Raw genomic sequence first — 20207 nt, forward strand, 5'->3', positions numbered from 1 at the left:
TCCGTCAGCGCTGGAGGCTGGAGTGGGTGGGCCGCGGTGACCGCGGGCCGGCAGAACGTTCTTCACGATGAGGCGATGAAGCGGAGGGGGCGCGGCGGCTGCGCGATCCCTTGCGCTCCTCCTGGAAGCGCGGCAGCCACTGCTCGGGCAGCAGGTCGGCCTTGTCGATCCCGAGGCGCTGTGCTTCCTCGTCGACGATCCGATGCATGATCTCGATGTTGTCCGTGCTGGCCGAGATCACCGCCAGCGCATCGTCCAGCCCGCGCAGGTTGAGTTGGCATACGGTGGATGCATGCCCCTGCTTGACGAGGAAGCAGCGCGAACGCTCGTCCAGGCCCTTGATCACCTCGAACTCGGCATCGGTAAGCTTGAGGCCCTCGATGTAGTCCTCGCGCGCCGCGTTCGGATTGGGCAGCAGGATCAGCGTGGCGGTCTGTTCGATGAGCGCGGCCGAGATGTCGCTGGCCAGCGCATCCTCGGGGCTCTGCGTGGCGAAGATGCCCAGGCCGTTCTGCTTGCGGATGGTCTTCTGCTTGTTCTTGGCGAAGTCCTTCAGCGCACCGCCGCCGTCGAGGATCTTCCAGAACTCGTCCATCACGTAGATGAGCGGCCGCCCGTCGATCAGCTCCTCCAGGCGGTGCAGCAGGTAGTTGACCACCGGCACGCGGATCTCCGCGTTCTCAATCACGTCGGTGTAGTCGAAGCCGATGATGCTGGCCCGGCCCAGGTCGATCGTGTCCACCGGGTTGTCGAACACCCAGCCCAATGCGTTGCCGGCCGTCCACTTGCGCAGGCGCGCATACAGCCCGTCGTCGCCCATGTTGGGCAGGCTCTTCTGGAAGTTGGTCATCGAGCGCAGGTGCAGGGGCATGTCCAGCATGGCCTCCACCGCGCGGAACACATCCTCGTCTTCCCGCGCCGTATAGTGGACCTTGCCCGCGAGCACCTTCACCAGGCCGGCCAGGAACTGCACGTTCCCGTCCGTGCGCTCGCACTGGAAGGGGTTGAAGCCGGTCGGATCGCCGTTCTCGAGCGCCAGGTAGTTGCCGCCACAGGCCCTGACGAAGATCTCGGCGCCACGGTCCTTGTCGAAGAAGAAGATGGTCGGCACGGGGTCGAACTTCTGCACCTGGCTGAGCAGGAAGTTGATCAGCGCGGTCTTGCCGGTGCCGGACTTGCCGATCACCATGGTGTTGGCAATCGCCTTCTCGCCCAGTGAGTTCTCCGCCGGGTGCGTGGCATGGAAATTGAAGTAGTACGGCTGCCCGTTGGTGGTCTGGAGCACGGTGACGCACTCGCCCCACGGGTTGTTGTCGCGCTTGCCGGTGGCGAAGTTGTGCAGGGGCGAAAGTCCCAGGAAGTTCAGCGAGCTGACGTTGGCCAGCCGTGTGCGGTACCGCCAGTTGCCCGGCAGTTGCGAGTAGAAGGACGAGCAGACGGCCAGGTCTTCCTTGGCCGAGACGAAGCCGGCGTTGGACAGCTCCGCGCGCGCGACCGCGACATTCTGCGAGAGCCGCTGCTGGTCCTCGGCGTACAGTGTCAGGATGAAGTGGTATTCGCCGAGCACGAAGTTGCCCGACGCCACCTGGTCCATCGCATGGTCGAGCTCGGCGATCTGGCTGACCGCCTTGTCGCCCGAGGAGATCATCATGCCCTTGGTGCGGTCCAGCACCTTCAGCGCGTCCTGGCGGCCCATCGGACTGAACGAATGGGTGATGACGTACTCGAAATCGAGGTACTTCAGCCCGTTGAGGATGCCCGGCCAGGTGCCATCGGTGTACTCCTTGATGTTGAGGATGGCGCCGAAGTGGTTCTGGCCGTCCGGGGTACTCACGACGAAGTCGCCGGTCTTGGACGAAAACATGTGCCGGCTCACGGCCAGGTAGTCGTAGAGCGGCGCGCGCAGTACCGGCACGGGTTCGGAGATGCGGTTCAGCACGAAGCCGAAGAACTCCAGCGTCTCCGAGAACACGCCGCCCTTCTCCGACTCGTACATGCCCAGCCTGACCGGCGCGTAATCCTTGAGCACCGCTTCGACATTGCCGGCCAGTTCCATGAGCTTTGCGACGGCCTGCTCCTGCTCGGCCTGCAGGCGGGGAATGTTCGCGGACTTCTCGACGAACTTCTTCCCCATCACGATGGGGCGATAGATCATGGTGAGGTACAGCTCGTTCTGCATGATCTTCTGCGCCGACAGTGTGCCGAAGTAGCTGTCGGACAGTTCCTGGTTGAACGCCTGCGCATACCGCGCGCCCGAGCGGATCCGGCCCCGGCGCCGCACGTCGTGCACCCAGAAAGCGACGTTGACGAAGTCCGGCGCGCGCAGCGTCTGCAGCATGCGGTTGAAGCTGTTGTGCCGGTGCTCGAGCTCCCACTCCTCGCGCCCGACGAACGGCAGCCCGTCCAGGCGCCACGTCAGCAGGAAGTCGCCTCCCGTCGTCTTGACCACGTGCGGCGACACGTGGGCCGAAAACGGAATGAACTCGGCGATGGAGAGATCGGGCGCGAGCATGGGTCAGTCCGGAATGGATGGGTCGAAACGCTTGCGATAGCTGTTGGGCGTCATGACCCACATGCCTTCGTGGTGGCGGAGGTTCCGGACCCTGGTCCGGAACCGCCACCGCAGGCCCAGCAGCCGGAAGATCATCTCGTCGCGGCGCGCCATCTGCCGCATGACGAAGATGACCACCGGCAGCAGGGCCAGGCAGAACATGTTGACGTAGAACGTGAGCAGGAGGCAGCCACCCGCCCCGATCGCGAAGGGCACGTAAGGCACCCCCATGAACATGGGCGGGCGGGTGCAGCCCCTGAAGAGCACGTTCTTATGCATGCTGCATCAGCATCTGGCCCACGACCATGGCCGTGGAGGTCACGTCATCCGGCAGCAGCATCTTGGCGATCTGGGCCGCCGCGCCGATCAGGAAGCCGCCGATGAGGACCGGCGCCACGTCGCCCACGCGCTTGTGGTTGAAGGCGATCTGATAGCCGGAAAAGATCACCGCGATCGTGACGATGGCGATGGACGCCACATTGAGCAGGCTGTTGATGTTGGTGAAGAAGCTGGTGACGCGGTCTTCCGCACCGGAGCCGTCCTGGGCGAATGCGAGTTCCGGCATGGCCAGCATGGCGAACACGAGGGCTGCGGTAACGGCCAAGGAGAGGAACGGCTTGGTTTGAGCGGCATGCAGGTTGTTCATGGTGTACCCCAAAGGATGATGGTGTTGATGGGCGGCACGCTCGCGTGCCGGTATGCCATCCATGGCGGATGCTGCTAGAAGACGAAAGCCTCATCCCTCCCGGATGTCTGCACAGCCTGCGGCGCCTGGGGCGTCGCGGCGGTGTTCTGGTGATAGGGCTGGACCGTGACAGGCGCGTCTGTGAGTGCGGGCGCGGCGACCGGCGGCGCCGCCCGGACCGGCGCCGGGCGCAGAGCGGCGACCGAAGGTGCCGCCGGGTCCACTGCCTGGGGAGGCGGGGTGGCGCCCGGGGTGTGGCCAGCCGCCGCTTCCTCGATGCGGCGCGCAACGCGCGACGGCATCGCGGCCTCGCGGCGTGTGTGCTGTGCGGCGCGCTTCGGGCTGGCGTGCGCCCGCTTATCGATCACCGGAATGGGCGCTGCGGCGCCGGCCGCCGTACGCGCCTGCCACGAGGCGAATACCTTCTGCACATACCCGTGCCGGTAGCCGGTGGTGAAGTTGCCCGAGTAGTAGCAGCTGAAGGCCTTGCCCCAGTCGCTTCCGGAGCGGCCATAGCATTCCGCCAGGATGCGCGAGCCCGCACGCAGGTTGGGGCATACGTCGAAGGCCTTCTCGTAACTGTCCAGGCCCTGGCGCGCGAGGTTGTGGCGGTTCACCTGCGCCAGCCCCAACGAGAAGTTATAGCCGCGATCCTCCAGCATCTGCACGGTCGAAAGCGCCTCGGGCAGGTTCCGAGGTTGGCGCGCCAGCCGCCCCCCGACCACGCCTATCGCGTAGGGATTGAATGACGATTCCACCTTCACCACGTGCTCCATCACCGTCGGCGGTACCGCCAGACCGGTGCACCCCATCAGCTCCATGCCAGGCAACATCGGACTACCTCCCTTCCTCGGCGACACCGCCGGCGACACCGGCCGACGCATCGCGGCGCGGCGCGATCTTCGTGTCCTGCAGGAAACCTCGCGCAAACGGGTTGGACGCGGACATGGGCAGGTTCGGCAGGGCGGGCATACCGGGATCTCCTGTCAGGCCAAGGCGCGGGCGGGATCGAAATCGATGCCGGTGATGTAGCGGCGGCCGGCATGGGCCTTGATATGCACCACGATGTCGATGGTCATCTTCAGCAGCCGCTTGATCACCTCGAATTCCAGGCCTGCCCCCTCGGCGGAGGCTTTGACCATCAGCGCGAGCTGGTCCCAGGTCTGGGCGGTGCTGCCCGCATGGCAACTGGTGATCGACCCCGGGTGTCCAGAGGCGCAATTGCGGATGAAGTAGAACGATTCGTCGCCCCGCAACTCGGCCAGGATGATGCGGTCGGGCTTCATCCGCAGGCAGGCCTCCATGCAGTTCTTGGCGGTCACGTTGCTCGCGCTTTGCCCACCCTTCGAATAGAGCAGGTGGACCACGTTCGGCTGGCGGATGAACAGTTCGCGTGCATCCTCGATGGTCACCAGGCGCTCCTGGTCGGGAATGTGATTGACCAGGGATTTCATGAAGGTGGTCTTGCCACTGCCGGTGGCCCCGGCCACCACGATGTTCTTGTGGTAGATGACCGCCTTGCGGAAGAACTCGGCATAGTTGCGGCTGCGGCGCAGATCGAGCAGCTCCTGATCGTGGTCGCTCAGGGCGTGTTGCTGCTCCAGGATCTCGTCGAAGAAGCCGTCCTGGTCGTACTGTTCCAGCGTCTTGCTGAACTTGGCCGGCAGCCGGATGGTGATCGATACCTTGCCCGCATCGCACGCGGGAGGAATCACGAACTGGGCGCGCTGGCCCGTCGGGAACGTCAGCGAGACCATCGGGTCGATATCGGTGATGCGCTGGCCGGTATTGCTTTCGTTGACGACGGAGGTGCAGAACTGCCGGGCGCGCTCGAAGGTCAGGGTCGGCACGTCGGCCTTCAGCCAGCCCGCGCGCGCGGTCTCGAGATAGATCTCGCCCGGGCGATTGATGCAGATCTCGGTCACGTCCGAGGAATGCATGTGCTCGCCGATGCCGAGCACCTGGTACTGGTAGTCCAGGAACTCGTTCGAGACGCGGGCGAGGGGCTCGTTCTGCGTGTCCATGGCCGGGCGTCAGCGCATCACCGCGGAGAAATCGACGTCGCGCGCCACATAGATGTTGACGATGGTGCCCTGGTTGATGGTCACCGTCGGGGGGCGCGCCATGTTGCGGTCCAGCGCCATGTTCGCCAGGCGCTCCATGGTGCGGGCGGTGTTGCTTTCGTAGGGGTTCTGGACGATGGCGCCATTGACGATCGACGTTTCCTGCGGGCCGTGCTTGGCGCCGGCGTACTTGAAGGCGTCGCTCAGCATGCTGATCAGCAGCGCGGACGAGATGCGCTGCGCCCAATGCGCGGTGTAATGCCCCGGATTGCCGGCCGCACCCAGCATGTCGGTGCCCGGGCTGCGCATGTTGACGTCCATGCCGGTGGGCGTGGTGATGCGGTCCCACACGATGGCGGCGCGCTCACCGATGATGGCGTCGGAGTTGTAGCTGCCCATCACCTTGGAGCCACGCGGCAGCAGCAGGCGCTTGCCGTTGACCGAATAGACCGGCTCGGTCACGACGCAGGACGTATAGCCCGGCACGTCGGTGATGACGCGCGATTCCAGTACGCAACGGATATAGGTACCGCGCAACAGCAGGGTGTTCGGGTTGTACAGCGGCTTCGCGCTGGTGATGCCATCCGGCGGTTCACGCGGCGCGGCGGGGGCCTGGCCCTGCCCCATGAGCGCGGCGTACTGCGCCATGCCGGCATCGTCCATGCCCGCGCCGGCCGCGGCATCCGGATTGGTGGCCTCGCCGAACGTCGTCGCCATGTCGAGCATCCGGCGTTCGCGCAGGGAGGGCTCCTGCCGCTCGGGCATGCCGGTGGGCATCGCCATCATGGAGGCGGCCGAGGCCCCGGTGTCGTCGACGACCGGAAGCGGAGGCAGGTCGGGTTCGACAGGCACCGGGGGCGCCTCGGGAGGAAGCTCTGGGAGGTCGCGCGGCGCGGCGGGAATCACCACCTGCTCGCCCTTGGCCTGCGCGGGCTCGCGGTCCTGCTTCGACGACAGGCCGCCGTTGAAGATCCAGAGCACGACAAGCAGCATCAGAACGATGATGCCGGCCAGGAACAGCAGCGCCTTGCGGTTGAGCCGCTGCACGTCGGCCGAACGCAGGTACGGCGCATTGGCATCCAGATCCGGATCCGGCGCATTGCGCGCGGCTTCGTAGGGATTCTGCGGGCCGGCGCGGTCCGGATGGTCGCTGGGCGTCTGGTTCATTGCTCGGAACTCCTGCGCAGGCCCACCACGTTGTCGCCATGGCGGATGACCAAGTAGGGGTAGGTGCCATGCACGACGATGGTGTCTTCCTGCACGGTCGAGTTCACGACGAACTCGTCGCCGTCCTCGCTCTCCCGCGCGAACACCACCGGGAAATTGCCGCTCGGAAAGCGCGTGCGGTCGCCCATGCGGATGTAGGTGAAGCGGCGGTCGTCGTAGACCGTCGTCGGGACCAGCCATGCCGGCCCCCGCTTGCGCTGCGCGTACTCGTAGTTGAAGTGGTATGCGCGGCCGGGCTCGACGTCCGTGCTCAGCTCGGACGCCACCTCCTGCGGCTTGCCTGTCGCGCCTGCGAAACTGGTGTCGCCGGGGTAGGCGAAGGTGATGCGGTACTGCACGCCGGCCGCCCTGGCCTGGTCGAGCACGCGCCAGTCCGTGGCCACCACCTTCAGTTCGAAGATGTAGGAGTGCGCGGCCGTGCGGACCAGAAGATTGGTGTCCACGTCCACGTTCTTGGGCTTCAGGTAGAACACATTGCCGCGACGGCTGATGTCCCATCCCCCGCTGAAGCCGGTGCTGAAGTCCAGGATCTCCTCGTGCGGCGACAGTTCGATCTGGGTGGTGATGCCCAGACCGGTGCGCACTGGATAGACCTTGTCGGGCGCGTACGTGTACTGCTCGATCACCTGCGCGGACGCGGGCGCCGCCATCAGCAGCATGCCTAGCGCGGCCAGACGCAACATGGTGTCCTTCCACCTCATCGTTGGGGCACTCCGGTTCCGGTCTCGGGGTCCGACTGCTCCGCAGGCAGCGGCGCGGTCGACACATCGTTTTCGCCGGGCGTCTGGGCCGGGTCCGGCACCGCCGCCGCTGGCGGCTCCACGCCCGCAGCGGCCGGCGCCATGCCGGCGGAGGGCGGCGGCGCGGGGAACTCCCGTTCCGGCAGCGCCGCAGAGGCGAAGTCGTCGTCCACGCGGTAGTTGGTCACCCGGAACCCCAGCGGATTCAGCAGCCTGTCCTCTTCGTTGAGGCGCAGGTCGGGGTTGTAGGTGAACTCCAGGGTGGCGATCTTGCTGTCCAGGGCCTGCGAAGTGCCCCGGCCCTTGTCGTAGACACTGCGCTGGAAGCGCACTGTCGCGCCCGTCGGCCGCTTGCCACCCGTGCCGCCGATCAACACGATGCTGAGAATGCGGACGCGCACCGCGCGGCCTCCGCCATACAGCCGGAAGGGCCGCTCGGGATTGCTTTCCGAGTGCAGCGCGACGTAGGCCGGCGCCACGCCCGGACCGGCCATGGACAGCGTGGTCCGCCAGTTGCGCTGGCCGATCAGGCCGGAGTCGTACGATTCGCGCGCCAGCACGAACTGCGCCACGTTGCTCTTGTTGATGGCTTCTTCGGTGGTGATGTCGCGGTCCTGGAAGTTGCCGGACAACCGCGCCACGCTGGACGTGCCCGTATAGGGATCGGCCATCACCAGATAGGGGACCTTTTCCTTCAAGGGCAGGAAGAGGAAGTAGCCGCCAGCCAGGATCAGCGCCATCACGATGGCCGACCACGCCACCAGCCATGCCCTGCGCTCGCTCTTCCTTGCGCGTTCGGCCAGGGTCAGCTCGAAGCTGACCCCGTGCGCGACGGCGCGATCGATGTCGTGGGAAGAAGTCGCTCTCTTGAACATGCGCGGCTACGCCTTCAGTCGCTGAGCGCTGCGGTCGGCGCCACACCCGCCGACGGCGGCAACGACTGGCTCACCACTATCCGCGGACGCTCCACCATCACGCGCACGCCCTGCTCCGCATACGCGGCCGACAGCGCGCTGGCCGCCTCTTCAAGACTGCTCGTGCGGATCTGGGCGACGGGCGCGTGCAGCGTGTAGTCGTTCGGGTGCAGGTAGGCCAGCGTCAGTCGCGCATCCTTGGCCCAGCGGCCGAGCATCGTCTTCAGCGTGCCATCGGCGGGAGAGGCCTGGTAAACGTAGGCCTGCTGCAAGGGAATCGCCTGCGGAGCTTCGGGGAAGCGGTTCACCGGACGCCAGCGTCCTCCGACATCGGTCGGCGCGGGCGTCGCGCATCCAGCCAGTCCCGCCACCACGCATGCCAGGCCAGCCACCAGAGACGCACGCACAACGAGCTTTCGACTCACGAATCCACCACCCTGCAATCGTCGGCAACACGAACCCGCTGCGCCCCATGCGGGTCGCGTCGCGGTACTGAAGATTGTGTGCGGGCGGCAGTGCGCGAACGCGCATCGGGATTCGCGGCCTGGCCGCGATCTTCGCCGTGCATGGGACGAAGGCCCATGCCATACCCCCTGTACGCATCCATGTGATCAACGCTCCAGTGAAACTCATGACACTCGCGAATCACATTCGATCCGCTTACCGCATCACTACATTCGCGCCGAACATATCCACGCGAATTTGTGTCGTCAACCCACTTTCCCGAGTAAACATGTGTACGAGCATTTCCTTGTCGCGCCGCACTCCTGAGAAATCCCATAAAACAAGGCGGATATTGCAGATTCGTGAAGCACGGCGTGCAACTTCACTCATGGATGTGAAGGCGATTGTGAAAACAGGGAGCACGTCACACCATGACGTGAAAGCAATCTTCACTCGCATGAACGGAGTAATCGTATGGCGATAATCCAGCGGGATATTGAAGTCGCACCATGTTGTGCAGCATCCTGAAAGAAGTCGCTCCCGCTGGACAAGGAAGGATATGGACTCATCGAAGATGGACGAATTCGTCGCCAATGCCGCATTGCTGGCCGCCCACCTGAAGGAGCAGTGCGAACGGGCCGCGGCCTCGCAGCAGGCTTCCGCACAGGAGCTCCAGGGCGCGGCGATCGTGGTGCGCAAGACGATCGAGGAAGGCAAGCGCGAGCTGGTCGAGCACGCAGGTTCCGCCGTTTCCTCGGCGCTGGCGGAGAAGGTGCCCGCGGCGACGCGGGAGATTCTCGACAGTGCGGCCCGCCTGAAGCAGTTGACGGACCGCTTCCAGCACGAGCACGCCGCGATCGACCGGCGGTTGCGCTTCCTCGGTGCGAGTACGCTGGGGGCAATCGCGGTGGCATGCCTGCTGTTGGTGGCGGGCACCGGCTATGCGTCATGGCACAACGTGAAGCGCGCGCAGCGCGCACACGCGGACGCGGAAGTGCTGGAGGCGCTCCGCCACGTCACCATCACCGCGTGCGATGGCGCGCCGTGCATCAAGCTCGAGGACGGGCTGCGCCGTTGGGGAAAGAACAAGGACTATGTGCTCGTCGACGGTGGGGACCCGGCGGGGGACCCCGCGGGCCGGCGCTAGACGGAGCAGGCGGTTCACGGCGCGACCGCGCTCATGGACGCCGCAACAGGGGGAATCTTGGGAAACATGCGCATTCTGGCAAGCGTGGCGCTGGGCATCGCGGCCCTGGTGGCCGCTCTCTACCTGTCGGGCTATCTATCCCTGCTTTTCCTGGGCCTCGATGGCAGCCAGGTCGCGGGTAGCACCTATCTCGACTATCTGAAGCATCTGGACCATCCGCGCGTCCAGCCCTACGCCTGGCGAATCAAGACCGCGGGCGTCGTGGGCGGTGGACTCATGCTGCTGGCGTGGGCCGCGCTGGTGGTGATGATCTACAAGTTGCGCAGCCACCGTAACCTGCACGGCCGGGCCCGGTTCGCCAGCATGATCGATCTGGGCAGGAAGGGATTCCTCGGCGACGGCGACGACGGCATCGTCGTAGGCCGGATGAACGGCAGGCTGCTGCGCCTGAGGGGCCAGCAGTTCGTGATCCTGGCCGCGCCCACCCGCTCGGGCAAGGGCGTGGGCATCGTGATACCCAACCTGCTGGACTATCGCGAATCCGCGGTGGTGCTGGACATCAAGCAGGAGAATTTCGACCTGACGTCGGGTTGGCGGCAATCGATCGGCCACGACGTGTACCTGTTCAATCCGTTCGCGGAGGATCACCGCACGCACCGGTGGAACCCGATGACCTACGTTTCGCCGGATCCCGCCTTCCGTGTGTCGGATCTGCAGAGCATCGCCGCGATGCTCTACCCCGACGGCGACGACAAGGACAAGTTCTGGGTCAGCCAGGCGCGCAACGCCTTCCTGGCGTTCGCGCTGTACCTGTTCGAGCGGCACGAGCACGACCGCACCGCGGAGAAGCCCACCTTGGGCGCGGTGCTGCGGCTCGCTTCCGGCGACGGCGGCGAACTGAAGCCCTACCTGCAGAAGCTCGCCGAAGCGCCCTTCCTCGGCCCGCAGGCGCGCACGGCGTTTTCCGGCCTGCTTTCCCAGGCTGACGTGACCTTCGCCTCCATCATCGGTTCTTTCCGCGAGCCGCTGAATCCCTGGCTCAATCCGGTGCTCGACGCGGCCACCAGCGGCGACGATTTCCGCCTCGACGACGTGCGTCGACGCCGCATGACGGTCTATGTCGGCATCCAGCCCAACAAGCTGGCCGAGAGCCGCCTGATCGTGAACCTGTTCTTCAGCCAGCTGATCAACGTCAACACCAAGACGCTGCCGCAGAACGACGCCTCACTCAAGCATCAGTGCCTGCTGCTGATGGACGAGTTCACCGCGATCGGGCGCGTGGACATCATCTCCAAGGCCGTCGCGTACATGGCGGGCTATAACCTCAGGCTGCTGCCCATCATCCAGTCGATGGCCCAGCTGGATGCGGTGTACGGCAAGGAACTCTCGCGCACCCTCATCACCAACCATGCGCTGCAGATCATCTATGCGCCCCGCGAACAGCAGGACGCCAACGACTATTCCGAGATGCTGGGCTATACGACGATCCGCCGCCGCGCGCGGACGCGCTCGCACGGACAGGGGAGGAACGTCTCGGATAACGAAGTGCTGGAGAAGCGCGCCCTGATGCTGCCGCAGGAGCTGAAGGCCATGGGGCCCGAGAAGGAGATCGTGCTGTACGAGGGCCTGGCCCATCCTGTCCTGTGCCGGAAGGTGCGCTACTACAAGGACAGCCACTTCACCCGGCGGCTGCTGCCCAAGGCGACGGTGGAACCCTTGCGGCTCTAGCCATCGCGCCCGCTCGCACGGCGGACAGGCACCCGGTTAGAATCCGCCGGTCTCCCCACCCGCGTTCCGAGGTCTTTCATGCAATGTCCGAAATGCCACGGCGCGATGGAACCGATCGCAATGGCGCAAGCGCACGTACATCGCTGCGGACAGTGCAAAGGGCTGTGGTTCGAGATGGTCGATCACGAGATATTGAAGGACCGGGCCGGGGAACTCGACATCGGCGATGCCGCGCAGGGCGAGCAGTACAACCGGATCGACCGCATCAAGTGCCCGGCCTGCTTCGGCAACCGCGATCTGATCCGCATGGTGGACCCGTTGCAGCCGCACATCTGGTTCGAGAGCTGCAAGGGATGCTACGGCCGGTTCTACGACGCGGGCGAGTACCGCGACTTCGCCGAGATCGAGTTTGCCGACCTGATCAGGGACTGGAACGCACCCGAGCGCCTGTGATGCGGCCGGCGCCTAGGACGCCGCCGCGCCACCGCGTTCCCTGCAGCCCCAGTTGAGGATGGGCGTTCCCGGCGGCAGCACGCGCCTGAACATGTCCACGCGGCCGGGTTTTGGGTTGACCACGACCGGCGCGCGCGCCGCCTTCAGCAGCGGCAGGTCCGCGCTGCTGTCCGAGTACGCCACCGCGATCTCGCCATAACCGCGCTCGCGCAGCATGCGCATCTTCTCTTCGTTGTGGCAGTGGCGCGTGGCCACCACCGCGCCCAGGCGCGGGCCCACCGCCGTGCCGATCACCGGCACATCCTCGTGCGCGACAAAGCTGAGGATGGCGCGCGCCAGCTCGGGCGGTGCGCCCGTGGCGACGACGACGCGATCGCCCGTGGCCCGATGCTCGCGGAACACCTCCAGCGCGTGCGGCAGCAGGCGTTGCTGCACGTCCTCGCGGTGGATGGCCACGTACTGGTCGATCAGCGCGTCGAAGCTGCGCCGCCCGTGCAGGCCGAACGTGCCGATCCAGATGTAGCCGGAAATCCCGCGCCGCCGGGTAGGCAGGAAGGCCACCATGGGACCCAGCACGACCGAGGCCATGAGCGCCACCGCCGCGCGCAGCGGATTGCGGCGGATCAGCCAGGCCACCAGATGACCCCCCGAATCGCCGTCGTACAGCGTGTGGTCGAAATCGAAGACCACGACCGGGGCGTCGGGTCGGGGGGCGGGATAAGGCGTGTCCGTCATGCGGCGAAGAATAGCTGACGCAGTGCCTCGCCCGGTTCCTCGGCGCGCATGAACGTCTCACCGACGAGGAAGGCGTTGACGCCTGCGGCACGCATCCTGGCGACATCGTCGGGCACCACGATGCCGCTTTCGGTGACCAGCAGCCGGTCTTTCGGCACCGCCTCCTTCATCGCCAGCGTGGTATCCAGGCTGACCTCGAAGGTGCGCAGGTTCCGGTTGTTGATCCCGACCAGCGGCACCGGCACCTGCAGGGCACGCTCCAGCTCGTCGATGTCGTGCACTTCCACCAGCACGTCCATGTCCAGCTGCATGGCCAGGCCGGACAGCTCGACCAGCTGGCCGTCGTCCAGCGCCGCCACGATCAGCAGGATGCAGTCCGCGCCCAACGCACGCGCTTCGTACACCTGGTACGGATCGACGGTGAAGTCCTTGCGCAGCACGGGCAGCGTGCATGCGTCGCGGGCCTCGCGCAGGTAATCGTCCGCGCCCTGGAAGAAGTCGATGTCGGTCAGCACCGACAGGCACGCCGCGCCGCCGAACTCGTAGCTGACGGCGATATCGGCAGGGCGGAAGTCCGGGCGGATCACGCCCTTGGAGGGGCTTGCCTTCTTCACCTCGGCGATCACCGCCGGATCGCCCTGGGCGATCACCGCGTGGAGCGCATCGGCAAAGCCGCGCGTCGGCGGCGCATCGGCGACGCGCGCGCGCAGGTCGGCCAACGGAACGCGGGCGCTGCGCTCGGCAATCTCGTCCGCCTTGCGGGCGAGGATGGTGGTCAGGATGTCGCTCATGCAGTCCTCAGGCGGATACCGCCCGTGCGGGCCCGGTATTTTCGCACTATCCGCGGCGCTCGGCGGCCCCGCGGTCCCAGCCATAGGCCCGCTCCACCCTGGCCACCCGCAGCTCGAAGTGGTCGTACCAGTCCCGTCGGCCCTGCTCGCGCGCGGCCGTGTGCTCGGCATGCTGGCGCCAGGCGAGGATCGCGGCCTCGCTTTCCCAGTACGCCACGGTGATGCCGAAGCCATCCGCACCGCGCGTGGATTCCATGCCGAGGAAGCCGGGCTGCTGCTGCGCCAGTTCGACCATGCGCTCGGCCATGGCGCCGTAGCCGGGCTCGTCCCGGCCATTGCGCAGCGAGGAGAAAATCACCGCGTAGTAAGGCGGCTTGGGCAGGCTGGCGAATCCGCTGGCGGCCATGTCAGTGCGCTCCCTGTTTGCCGAGCGCCCGGGTCGTGGCGACGAAGTGCTGGAGCCGTTCCAGCGCCTTGCCGCTGGCGATGGCGTCGCGCGCGGCGGCGATGCCCGCCTCGATGCTGTCCGCGACGCCCGCCACATACAACGCCGCGCCGGCGTTCAACACGACGATCTCGCGCGCCGGGCCGGGCCGGTTGTCCAGCACGCCCAGCAGCATGGCCTTCGACTCGGCGGCATCGCCCACGCGCAGGTTGCGGCTGGCGGCCATCGCGATGCCGAAATCTTCCGGATGCAACTCGTACTCGCGTACTTCGCCGTCGCGCAGTTCGCCGACCAGCGTGCCGGCACCCAGCGAGAGTTCGTCCATGCCATCGCGGCCCCAGACCACCAGCGCGCGCTGGGCACCCAGTTCCTGCAGTACGCGCGCCTGGATGCCGACCAGGTCGGGGTGGAATACGCCCATCAGGATGCTCGGCGCGCCCGCCGGATTGGTCAGCGGACCGAGGATGTTGAAGATGGTGCGCACGCCCATTTCGCGACGCACGGGCGCGACCACCTTCATCGCGGGATGGTGGATCGGCGCGAACATGAAGCCGATCCCGGCCTGCGCGATGGACTGCGCCACGTGTTCCGGCTGCAGTTCGATGTCCACTCCCAGCGCTTCCAGCACGTCGGCGCTGCCCGACTTCGACGACACGCTGCGGTTGCCGTGCTTGGCGATGCGCGCACCGGCCGCGGCCGCCACGAACATCGAGCAGGTGGAGATGTTGAAGGTGTGCGAACCGTCGCCACCGGTACCGACGATATCGACCAGATGCGTGCGATCGGCGACATCCACGGTGCGGGAGAACTCGCGCATCACCGTGGCGGCGCCGGCGATCTCGCCGACGGTCTCCTTCTTCACGCGCAGGCCGGTCAGGATGGCCGCGGTCATCGTCGGCGACACGTCGCCGCGCATGATCTGGCGCATCAGGTCGACCATTTCGTCGTGGAAGATCTCGCGATGCTCGATGGTGCGCTGGAGGGCTTCTTGGGGGGTCAGTGGCATCTTCGGTGGCCTATGGGAGCGGGCCATGCCCGCGATGCGCTGGGTGCCTGGCAGGAAAAGCATCGCGGGCGTGACCCGCTCCTGCAAAGGCCGGCGTCGGAGATCATCTCTCCAGGAAGTTCTTCAGCAGGGCGTGGCCGTGTTCGGTCAGGATCGATTCGGGGTGGAACTGCACGCCTTCCACGGGATACTCGCGATGGCGCAGGCCCATGATCTCCTCGAAGCTGCCGTCCTCGTTCTCGGTCCAGGCGGTCACCTCCAGTACGCCCGGCAGGCTGCTGCGCTCCACCACCAGCGAGTGGTAGCGCGTGGCCTCGTAGGCATCCGGCAGGCCGGCGAACACGCCCTTGCCCTGGTGCCGGATGCGCGAGGTCTTGCCGTGCATGATGCGACCGGCGCGGATGACGTGGCCGCCGTAAGCCTGGCCGATGCTCTGGTGGCCCAGGCACACGCCCAGGATCGGCGTATTCGCGCCAAGCCGCTCGATGATCTCCAGCGAGACCCCGGCTTCGTTGGGCGTGCATGGGCCGGGCGAAATGACGATGCGCTCGGGTGCCAGCCTGGCGATCTCGTCCACCGTCATCGCATCGTTGCGCACCACCTTCACCTCGGCGCCCAGCGACTGCAGGTACTGCACGAGGTTGTAGGTGAAGCTGTCGTAGTTGTCGATCATCAACAGCATGGGTCAGTCCGCCAGCAGGAATACGGTGTAGATCTTGTCGTCGTAGTTCACGTAGCCCGCGCGCAGGGACACGTCCACGCTCCCGCGATCCAGACGACTGCCGGTCACCGTGATCCGGTCCAGCGATCTGCCCCTGGACCATTGGTAACGCGCCGGCCAGCCGCCCTCCTGGACGCCGTACTCGAACTGCGGCGCCACGTCCGACACACTGTAGACCGGCCCGAGACGGGCACCGTAGGCGCGCGCGATCACCTCCGCCTTCTCGCGGGACGAGGCGATGGCCTTCTCCCGCAGCGCCTTGCGAAGCTCCAACTCGGTGCTGAGTTCGGTGGTCACTTCGGAGATCCGCACGTTCTGCGACGTCGTCATCGTCGAGAGGAAGCGCTCCAGATCCGCCTGCGCGGAGAAACGCGCCGTCAGCGAACGGGCGACCTGGGTGCCGACGAACACCTGCTCCTGCCGCTGCGGGTCGTAGCGCTGCCGCGGACCGATCCGGAGCGAGGTGGCGACGATGTCGGTGGGCGACACATTGGTCTTCTCGAGCTTGGCCAGCGTGTCGGCGACATGCGCCTCCACAGCCTGCCGCGCCACGTCGGGGTTCAGGTCGGTGGCTTCGAACTCGATCGCGATCCTGAAGCGGTCCGGGATGGCGCGCGCCTGCGCATCGCCATAGACCAGGATGTGGCGTGCCGGTGGGAGTGCGTTGACCTGGGCCGCCAGGTCCGATGATGCGGTAAGGGCAAGGGCGATCAACAGATGACGCAAACGCATGGGAGGTCTCCGGTCCGGGGGTCCGCCTGTTGAACGCGCGACCGGTGGCTGCGGGGTTGGCGGCGTGCTCATCGGTCCTGGCCTTCCGCCAGCACGTGCGTCAGGACCGCCGTGAACGCTTCGATGTCGGATTCGGGCGTCGCCCATGAGGTCATCAGCCGGATCACCATGGTCCCGTCGCCACGCCGCTCCCAGGTTTCGAACTCGACGAACGCCTGCAGGCGCTCGACCACTGCGTCCGGCAGCACCGGAAACACCTGGTTGCTGGGCGAGTCGACGGCCAGCGGCACGCCGGCCCGCTGCAGGATCCCGCGCAGCCGCGCCGCCATGGCGTTCGCATGCGTGGCCAGCACGAAGTACAGGCCGTCCTCGAACAGCGCCTCGAATTGCGCCCCGATCACCATGCCCTTGGCCAGCATCGCCCCGCGCTGCTTGATGATGTGGCGGAACTCAGTGCGCAGGACCGGATTGACGATGACCAGCGCCTCGCCCAGCAATGCGCCGTTCTTGGTGCCGCCGATATAGAACGCATCGGCCTGCCCGGCCAGCAGGGCCAGGTCGAGGTCATTGCCTTCGGTCGTCAACGCCGAGGCAAGGCGCGCGCCGTCGAGGTAGAGCAGCAGGCCGCGGTCGCGACAGAAGCCGCCCAGCGCCTGCAGCTCATCGGCGCTGTAGACGGTTCCCCATTCCGTGCTGTTGGAGATGTAGACCAACCGCGGCTTCACCATGTGCTCGCCGTGGTGGCCGTCGACGCATGGCCGGATCAGCGCCGGACTCAGCTTGCCGTCCGGCGTGGCGACCGTCAGCACCTTGTGGCCGCTGGCCTCGATGGCGCCGGTCTCGTGGGTGGCGATGTGGCCGCTGGCCGGCGCGATCACCGCTTCGTGCGGGCGCAGGAAAGCCGCCAGTGCGACCAGGTTGGTCTGCGTGCCACCGGCAAGGAAATGGACGTCGGCATCGCGCCCCAGGCGGTCGCGGATCAGCGCGGCGGCGCGTGCGCTGTGGACATCCAGACCATAGCCCCGGTTGACCTCGGCGCTGGCCACGGCCAACGCCTGCAGCAGGCGCGGGTGCGCGCCCTCGCTGTAGTCGTTGCGCAGGCTGATCCGGGCATTGTCCGTGGCGATCTCCATCACAGGCCCTTGGCCGCTTCCGCCACCGCGCGGAACAGCGCGCGGCCCTTGTTCATGGTCTCGTCCCATTCCTTCTCCGGATCGGAGTCGTAGACGATGCCCGCGCCGGCCTGCACATGCAGGCGGCCGTCCTTGATGACGGCGGTGCGGATGGCGATGGCGGTGTCGGCATCGCCGTGCCAGCCGATGTAGCCGATGCTGCCGGCATAGACGTTGCGCTTGATCGGTTCCAGCTCGCGGATCACTTCCAGCGCGCGGATCTTCGGTGCGCCGCTGACCGTACCGGCCGGGAACGTCGCACGCAGCACGTCGGCATAGCTCAGGCCGGGCAGCAGCTTGCCGGTGACCTCGCTGACGATGTGCATGACGTGGCTGTAGCGCTCGATGACGAACTGCTCGCCCACCTGCACGGTGCCGGCCTCGGAGACCCGGCCGGTGTCGTTGCGGCCCAGGTCGATCAGCATCAGGTGCTCGGCGCGCTCCTTCGGGTCGGCCAGCAGCTCGGCCTCCAGCGCGACGTCCTCGTCGTGGGTCCTGCCGCGCGGCCGGGTGCCGGCGATCGGTCGCACGGTGACTTCGCCCTGCTCCAGGCGTACCAGGATCTCGGGCGACGAACCCACCACCTGCACGTCGCCGACATCGAGGAAGTACATGTAAGGCGACGGATTCAGCGCGCGCAGCGCGCGGTACACGTCCACCGGCCGCGCGTTGAACGGCACGCTCAGGCGCTGGCTCAGCACCACCTGGAAAATGTCGCCGGCACGGATGTATTCCTTCGACTGCTCCACCGCGGCGATGAAGCCGTCATGGGTGAAGCCGGAAACGAAGTGGCTTTCGTCCAGCACGTCGCGGGTGATCGGCGCGGGATAGGAGCCGGGCTGGCGCAGCTTGGCGGTCAAGGCGTCCAGCCGCGCCTGCGCCTGTTCCCACGCACCCGCCTGGCGGGGATCGGCGTGCACGATCAGGTAGAGACGGCCCTTGAGGTTGTCGAAGACCGCCACTTCCTCCGACAGCATCAGCAGGATGTCGGGCGTACCGAGTTCGTCCGGTTTGTGGCCCGTGGCCAGGCGCGGCTCGATGTAGCCGATGCACTCGAAGCCGAACCAGCCGACCAGGCCGCCCGTGAAGCCCGGCAGGTCCGGCAGGCGCGGCACCGCATACGCGGCGCGCAGCGCCTCGACTTCGGCGAACGGATCGGCGACCTCGCGCGCTTCGACCAGTCGGCCGTGATCGTGGATCTGCAGCGTGTGGCCGCGGAACGTGGCCACGCGCCGCACCGGCAGGCCGATGATCGAATAGCGCCCGAAACGCTCGCCGCCTTCCACCGACTCGAACAGGTAGGTGTGCGGCGCGTCGGCGAGTTTCAGGTAGACCGAAAGCGGCGTGTCCAGGTCGGACAGCACTTCACGGACGACGGGGATGCGGTTGAAACCTTCAGCAGCGAACTGCTGGAACTGGTCGTGCGGGATCAAGCGGGCTTTCCTTCCGGGACGCGGTGGCGGGGCGGGTGACGGCTACGGGCCACCATCGCCAGCTACGGCGTGCGGAAAGTTGGGAAAGCGGGCGCGCGGGGTGGGACACGCCCCTACTCTACCCGATGCGGCTGCCGGCCGGCCACTACGCGCATGGTTTCAGGCGCAACGGGCACGCCACGGGCAGGTGCATGCGCACGCGCCCCGCCACGCAGGCGACGCGGAAACGCCGGGAGGCCACCGGCTCGCCATCCAGGTTGAGCGTCAGCGCTCGATCGGAGGCCAACTCCACCCAGGGCAGGCGGACGCGGGTCGCCACCCGGTCCAGTGCCGCATGCTTGCCCTCCTTGATCAGGGTGCCCACGGTGGCCGCGACATCGCCGGAGAGGTCGGGAACGATCGTCAGGTCCAACTGGCCGTCGTCGACCAGCGCATCGGGGCACAGCGCCTGGCCTCCCCCGGCCTGCCGGCCGTTGCCGATCCCGAGGGCGATCAGGTCGCCCTCCCACGCGAACTCCGGCCCGCGCAGCCGGGCCTGCAGGGGATCGATGCGGCCGAGCCGGGCAATGCCGGTGATCAGGTATGCCAGGCCGCCGAGCATCTTCTTCAGCCCCTCGTCCGTTTCCACCGTCACTTCGGTGCCGAAGCCGCCACTGGCCAGGTTCGCGCACCAGTGGACGCCGTCGTCGGCATCGATGCGCAGCAGGTCCAGCGGTACGGCCACCACCGCGCGGACCAGCTGCAACGCCGCCAGCGGTCCCTCGGGAATGCCGGCCGCCGTGGCGAAATCGTTGGCGGTGCCCAGCGGCACCAGTCCCAGCGAGGGCAGTGCATCGGCGGTCTCGTCGCGATGCGCCAGCGTGGTGGCGACTTCACTCAAGGTGCCGTCCCCGCCGGCCGCGATCACCGTGTTCACGCCATCGGCGATGGCCTCTGCGACATAGCGCTCGGCATCGCCGTCTTCCCAGGTGACGCGCACGTCCAGGGCGATGCCCGTCTCGCGCATGGCCTGCACGGCCCCGCGCAGGTCGTCGTCGCCGGCGGATTTTCCGTTGAGGATCAGGCGCCAGTGCGGTGGGGGCATAGGAGGTTCCTTCGGGGACGCACGAGGATAGCCGCTCTCCTGTAGGAGCGACGTGAGTCGCGACCGCGCACTGAGACGGTCGGCGAACCTGGCGTCCTGGGATCCAGGAACGGATGGTCTACGGTCGCGACTCACG

At 66.8% G+C, this 20207-nt stretch carries 22 protein-coding genes; 3 read left to right on the top strand and 19 right to left on the bottom strand.

Annotation, left to right across the window (positions count from 1 at the left end; all coding sequences use genetic code 11):
• Positions 1-4: 4 nt before the first annotated feature.
• From MUU77_RS15545 to MUU77_RS15585, 10 genes are all read right to left on the bottom strand, one after another.
• The gene (locus tag MUU77_RS15545; RefSeq protein WP_245088644.1) at positions 5-2512 is read right to left on the bottom strand and encodes a VirB4 family type IV secretion/conjugal transfer ATPase; all 2508 of its coding nucleotides are present in this window, start codon (positions 2510-2512) and stop codon (positions 5-7) included.
• Between the two features lie 3 nt (positions 2513-2515).
• Positions 2516-2830 carry a VirB3 family type IV secretion system protein gene (locus tag MUU77_RS15550; RefSeq protein ID WP_245088645.1) on the bottom strand — a complete coding sequence of 105 codons (315 nt, stop codon included), beginning with the start codon at positions 2828-2830 and terminating at the stop codon, positions 2516-2518.
• On the bottom strand, positions 2823-3197 hold the full coding sequence (locus tag MUU77_RS15555; protein WP_245088646.1) for a TrbC/VirB2 family protein: 375 nt from the start codon (positions 3195-3197) through the stop codon (positions 2823-2825). Before MUU77_RS15555 ends, MUU77_RS15550 begins: the two co-directional genes overlap by 8 nt.
• 74 nt (positions 3198-3271) lie before the next feature.
• On the bottom strand, positions 3272-4057 hold the full coding sequence (locus MUU77_RS15560; RefSeq protein ID WP_345779081.1) for a lytic transglycosylase domain-containing protein: 786 nt from the start codon (positions 4055-4057) through the stop codon (positions 3272-3274).
• Positions 4058-4073: 16 nt separating this feature from the next.
• Positions 4074-4208 carry a hypothetical protein gene (locus MUU77_RS18520; protein WP_256452055.1) on the bottom strand — a complete coding sequence of 45 codons (135 nt, stop codon included), beginning with the start codon at positions 4206-4208 and terminating at the stop codon, positions 4074-4076.
• Between the two features lie 14 nt (positions 4209-4222).
• Positions 4223-5260 carry a P-type DNA transfer ATPase VirB11 gene (gene virB11 / locus MUU77_RS15565; protein WP_245088647.1) on the bottom strand — a complete coding sequence of 346 codons (1038 nt, stop codon included), beginning with the start codon at positions 5258-5260 and terminating at the stop codon, positions 4223-4225.
• 9 nt (positions 5261-5269) lie between these two features.
• A complete protein-coding gene (locus tag MUU77_RS15570) occupies positions 5270-6466 on the bottom strand; it encodes a TrbI/VirB10 family protein (protein WP_245088649.1) in 1197 nt (398 codons plus the stop codon).
• A complete protein-coding gene (locus MUU77_RS15575) occupies positions 6463-7209 on the bottom strand; it encodes a TrbG/VirB9 family P-type conjugative transfer protein (protein ID WP_245088651.1) in 747 nt (248 codons plus the stop codon). The genes MUU77_RS15570 and MUU77_RS15575 overlap by 4 nt, the downstream gene beginning before the upstream one ends.
• Before the next feature lie 14 nt (positions 7210-7223).
• The gene (locus MUU77_RS15580; protein WP_245088653.1) at positions 7224-8141 is read right to left on the bottom strand and encodes a type IV secretion system protein; all 918 of its coding nucleotides are present in this window, start codon (positions 8139-8141) and stop codon (positions 7224-7226) included.
• Between the two features lie 14 nt (positions 8142-8155).
• Positions 8156-8488 (bottom strand): TcpQ domain-containing protein, encoded by a 333-nt coding sequence (locus MUU77_RS15585; RefSeq protein WP_245088655.1) that lies wholly within the window; start codon positions 8486-8488, stop codon positions 8156-8158.
• A gap of 710 nt (positions 8489-9198) precedes the next feature.
• Between MUU77_RS15585 and MUU77_RS15590 the strand changes: the two genes are divergently transcribed.
• The 3 genes from MUU77_RS15590 to MUU77_RS15600 all read left to right on the top strand — a co-directional run bounded on the left by MUU77_RS15590 (position 9199) and on the right by MUU77_RS15600 (position 11952).
• The gene (locus MUU77_RS15590; RefSeq protein ID WP_245088657.1) at positions 9199-9771 is read left to right on the top strand and encodes a hypothetical protein; all 573 of its coding nucleotides are present in this window, start codon (positions 9199-9201) and stop codon (positions 9769-9771) included.
• A gap of 66 nt (positions 9772-9837) precedes the next feature.
• On the top strand, positions 9838-11499 hold the full coding sequence (locus MUU77_RS15595; protein ID WP_245088659.1) for a type IV secretory system conjugative DNA transfer family protein: 1662 nt from the start codon (positions 9838-9840) through the stop codon (positions 11497-11499).
• A 120-nt stretch (positions 11500-11619) separates the two neighbouring features.
• Positions 11620-11952, top strand: coding sequence for a hypothetical protein (locus MUU77_RS15600; RefSeq protein ID WP_245088662.1), 333 nt, complete (start codon positions 11620-11622; stop codon positions 11950-11952).
• 12 nt (positions 11953-11964) lie between these two features.
• Here MUU77_RS15600 and MUU77_RS15605 read toward each other — a convergent pair whose 3' ends face one another.
• The 9 genes from MUU77_RS15605 to yegS all read right to left on the bottom strand — a co-directional run bounded on the left by MUU77_RS15605 (position 11965) and on the right by yegS (position 20071).
• Positions 11965-12687, bottom strand: coding sequence for an HAD-IB family phosphatase (locus tag MUU77_RS15605; protein ID WP_245088664.1), 723 nt, complete (start codon positions 12685-12687; stop codon positions 11965-11967).
• Positions 12684-13478, bottom strand: coding sequence for an indole-3-glycerol phosphate synthase TrpC (gene trpC / locus MUU77_RS15610; RefSeq protein ID WP_245088667.1), 795 nt, complete (start codon positions 13476-13478; stop codon positions 12684-12686). The genes MUU77_RS15605 and trpC overlap by 4 nt, the downstream gene beginning before the upstream one ends.
• A 46-nt stretch (positions 13479-13524) precedes the next feature.
• The gene (locus MUU77_RS15615; protein ID WP_245088669.1) at positions 13525-13884 is read right to left on the bottom strand and encodes an antibiotic biosynthesis monooxygenase; all 360 of its coding nucleotides are present in this window, start codon (positions 13882-13884) and stop codon (positions 13525-13527) included.
• A 1-nt stretch (position 13885) separates the two neighbouring features.
• A complete protein-coding gene (gene trpD, locus MUU77_RS15620; protein WP_245094574.1) occupies positions 13886-14929 on the bottom strand; it encodes an anthranilate phosphoribosyltransferase in 1044 nt (347 codons plus the stop codon).
• Positions 14930-15032: 103 nt separating this feature from the next.
• Positions 15033-15611: an aminodeoxychorismate/anthranilate synthase component II gene (locus MUU77_RS15625; RefSeq protein ID WP_245088670.1), complete on the bottom strand. Its 579-nt coding sequence runs from the start codon at positions 15609-15611 to the stop codon at positions 15033-15035.
• Between the two features lie 3 nt (positions 15612-15614).
• A complete protein-coding gene (locus tag MUU77_RS15630; RefSeq protein ID WP_245088672.1) occupies positions 15615-16382 on the bottom strand; it encodes an SIMPL domain-containing protein in 768 nt (255 codons plus the stop codon).
• A 68-nt stretch (positions 16383-16450) separates the two neighbouring features.
• Complete coding sequence (locus MUU77_RS15635) at positions 16451-17515, bottom strand: beta-eliminating lyase-related protein (RefSeq protein WP_245088674.1); 1065 nt, start codon at positions 17513-17515, stop codon at positions 16451-16453.
• Positions 17515-18987 carry an anthranilate synthase component I gene (trpE, locus tag MUU77_RS15640; RefSeq protein WP_245088676.1) on the bottom strand — a complete coding sequence of 491 codons (1473 nt, stop codon included), beginning with the start codon at positions 18985-18987 and terminating at the stop codon, positions 17515-17517. Before trpE ends, MUU77_RS15635 begins: the two co-directional genes overlap by 1 nt.
• A 145-nt stretch (positions 18988-19132) precedes the next feature.
• Positions 19133-20071: a lipid kinase YegS gene (gene yegS, locus MUU77_RS15645; RefSeq protein WP_245088678.1), complete on the bottom strand. Its 939-nt coding sequence runs from the start codon at positions 20069-20071 to the stop codon at positions 19133-19135.
• Positions 20072-20207 lie beyond the last annotated feature (136 nt).

The organism is Pseudoxanthomonas sp. F37 (assembly GCF_022965755.1).
Classification (GTDB): domain Bacteria; phylum Pseudomonadota; class Gammaproteobacteria; order Xanthomonadales; family Xanthomonadaceae; genus Pseudoxanthomonas_A.

Bases quoted from the DNA above. Each gene is read 5' to 3' on its own strand.
- MUU77_RS15545 (WP_245088644.1), bottom strand. From the start codon at position 2,512: ATGCTCGCGCCCGATCTCTCCATCGCCGAGTTCATTCCGTTTTCGGCC.
- MUU77_RS15550 (WP_245088645.1), bottom strand. From the start codon at position 2,830: ATGCATAAGAACGTGCTCTTCAGGGGCTGCACCCGCCCGCCCATGTTC.
- MUU77_RS15555 (WP_245088646.1), bottom strand. From the start codon at position 3,197: ATGAACAACCTGCATGCCGCTCAAACCAAGCCGTTCCTCTCCTTGGCC.
- MUU77_RS15560 (WP_345779081.1), bottom strand. From the start codon at position 4,057: ATGGAGCTGATGGGGTGCACCGGTCTGGCGGTACCGCCGACGGTGATG.
- MUU77_RS18520 (WP_256452055.1), bottom strand. From the start codon at position 4,208: ATGCCCGCCCTGCCGAACCTGCCCATGTCCGCGTCCAACCCGTTTGCG.
- virB11 (WP_245088647.1), bottom strand. From the start codon at position 5,260: ATGGACACGCAGAACGAGCCCCTCGCCCGCGTCTCGAACGAGTTCCTG.
- MUU77_RS15570 (WP_245088649.1), bottom strand. From the start codon at position 6,466: ATGAACCAGACGCCCAGCGACCATCCGGACCGCGCCGGCCCGCAGAAT.
- MUU77_RS15575 (WP_245088651.1), bottom strand. From the start codon at position 7,209: ATGTTGCGTCTGGCCGCGCTAGGCATGCTGCTGATGGCGGCGCCCGCG.
- MUU77_RS15580 (WP_245088653.1), bottom strand. From the start codon at position 8,141: ATGTTCAAGAGAGCGACTTCTTCCCACGACATCGATCGCGCCGTCGCG.
- MUU77_RS15590 (WP_245088657.1), top strand. From the start codon at position 9,199: ATGGACGAATTCGTCGCCAATGCCGCATTGCTGGCCGCCCACCTGAAG.
- MUU77_RS15595 (WP_245088659.1), top strand. From the start codon at position 9,838: ATGCGCATTCTGGCAAGCGTGGCGCTGGGCATCGCGGCCCTGGTGGCC.
- MUU77_RS15600 (WP_245088662.1), top strand. From the start codon at position 11,620: ATGGCGCAAGCGCACGTACATCGCTGCGGACAGTGCAAAGGGCTGTGG.
- MUU77_RS15605 (WP_245088664.1), bottom strand. From the start codon at position 12,687: ATGACGGACACGCCTTATCCCGCCCCCCGACCCGACGCCCCGGTCGTG.
- trpC (WP_245088667.1), bottom strand. From the start codon at position 13,478: ATGAGCGACATCCTGACCACCATCCTCGCCCGCAAGGCGGACGAGATT.
- MUU77_RS15615 (WP_245088669.1), bottom strand. From the start codon at position 13,884: ATGGCCGCCAGCGGATTCGCCAGCCTGCCCAAGCCGCCTTACTACGCG.
- trpD (WP_245094574.1), bottom strand. From the start codon at position 14,929: ATGCCACTGACCCCCCAAGAAGCCCTCCAGCGCACCATCGAGCATCGC.
- MUU77_RS15625 (WP_245088670.1), bottom strand. From the start codon at position 15,611: ATGCTGTTGATGATCGACAACTACGACAGCTTCACCTACAACCTCGTG.
- MUU77_RS15630 (WP_245088672.1), bottom strand. From the start codon at position 16,382: ATGCGTTTGCGTCATCTGTTGATCGCCCTTGCCCTTACCGCATCATCG.
- MUU77_RS15635 (WP_245088674.1), bottom strand. From the start codon at position 17,515: ATGGAGATCGCCACGGACAATGCCCGGATCAGCCTGCGCAACGACTAC.
- yegS (WP_245088678.1), bottom strand. From the start codon at position 20,071: ATGCCCCCACCGCACTGGCGCCTGATCCTCAACGGAAAATCCGCCGGC.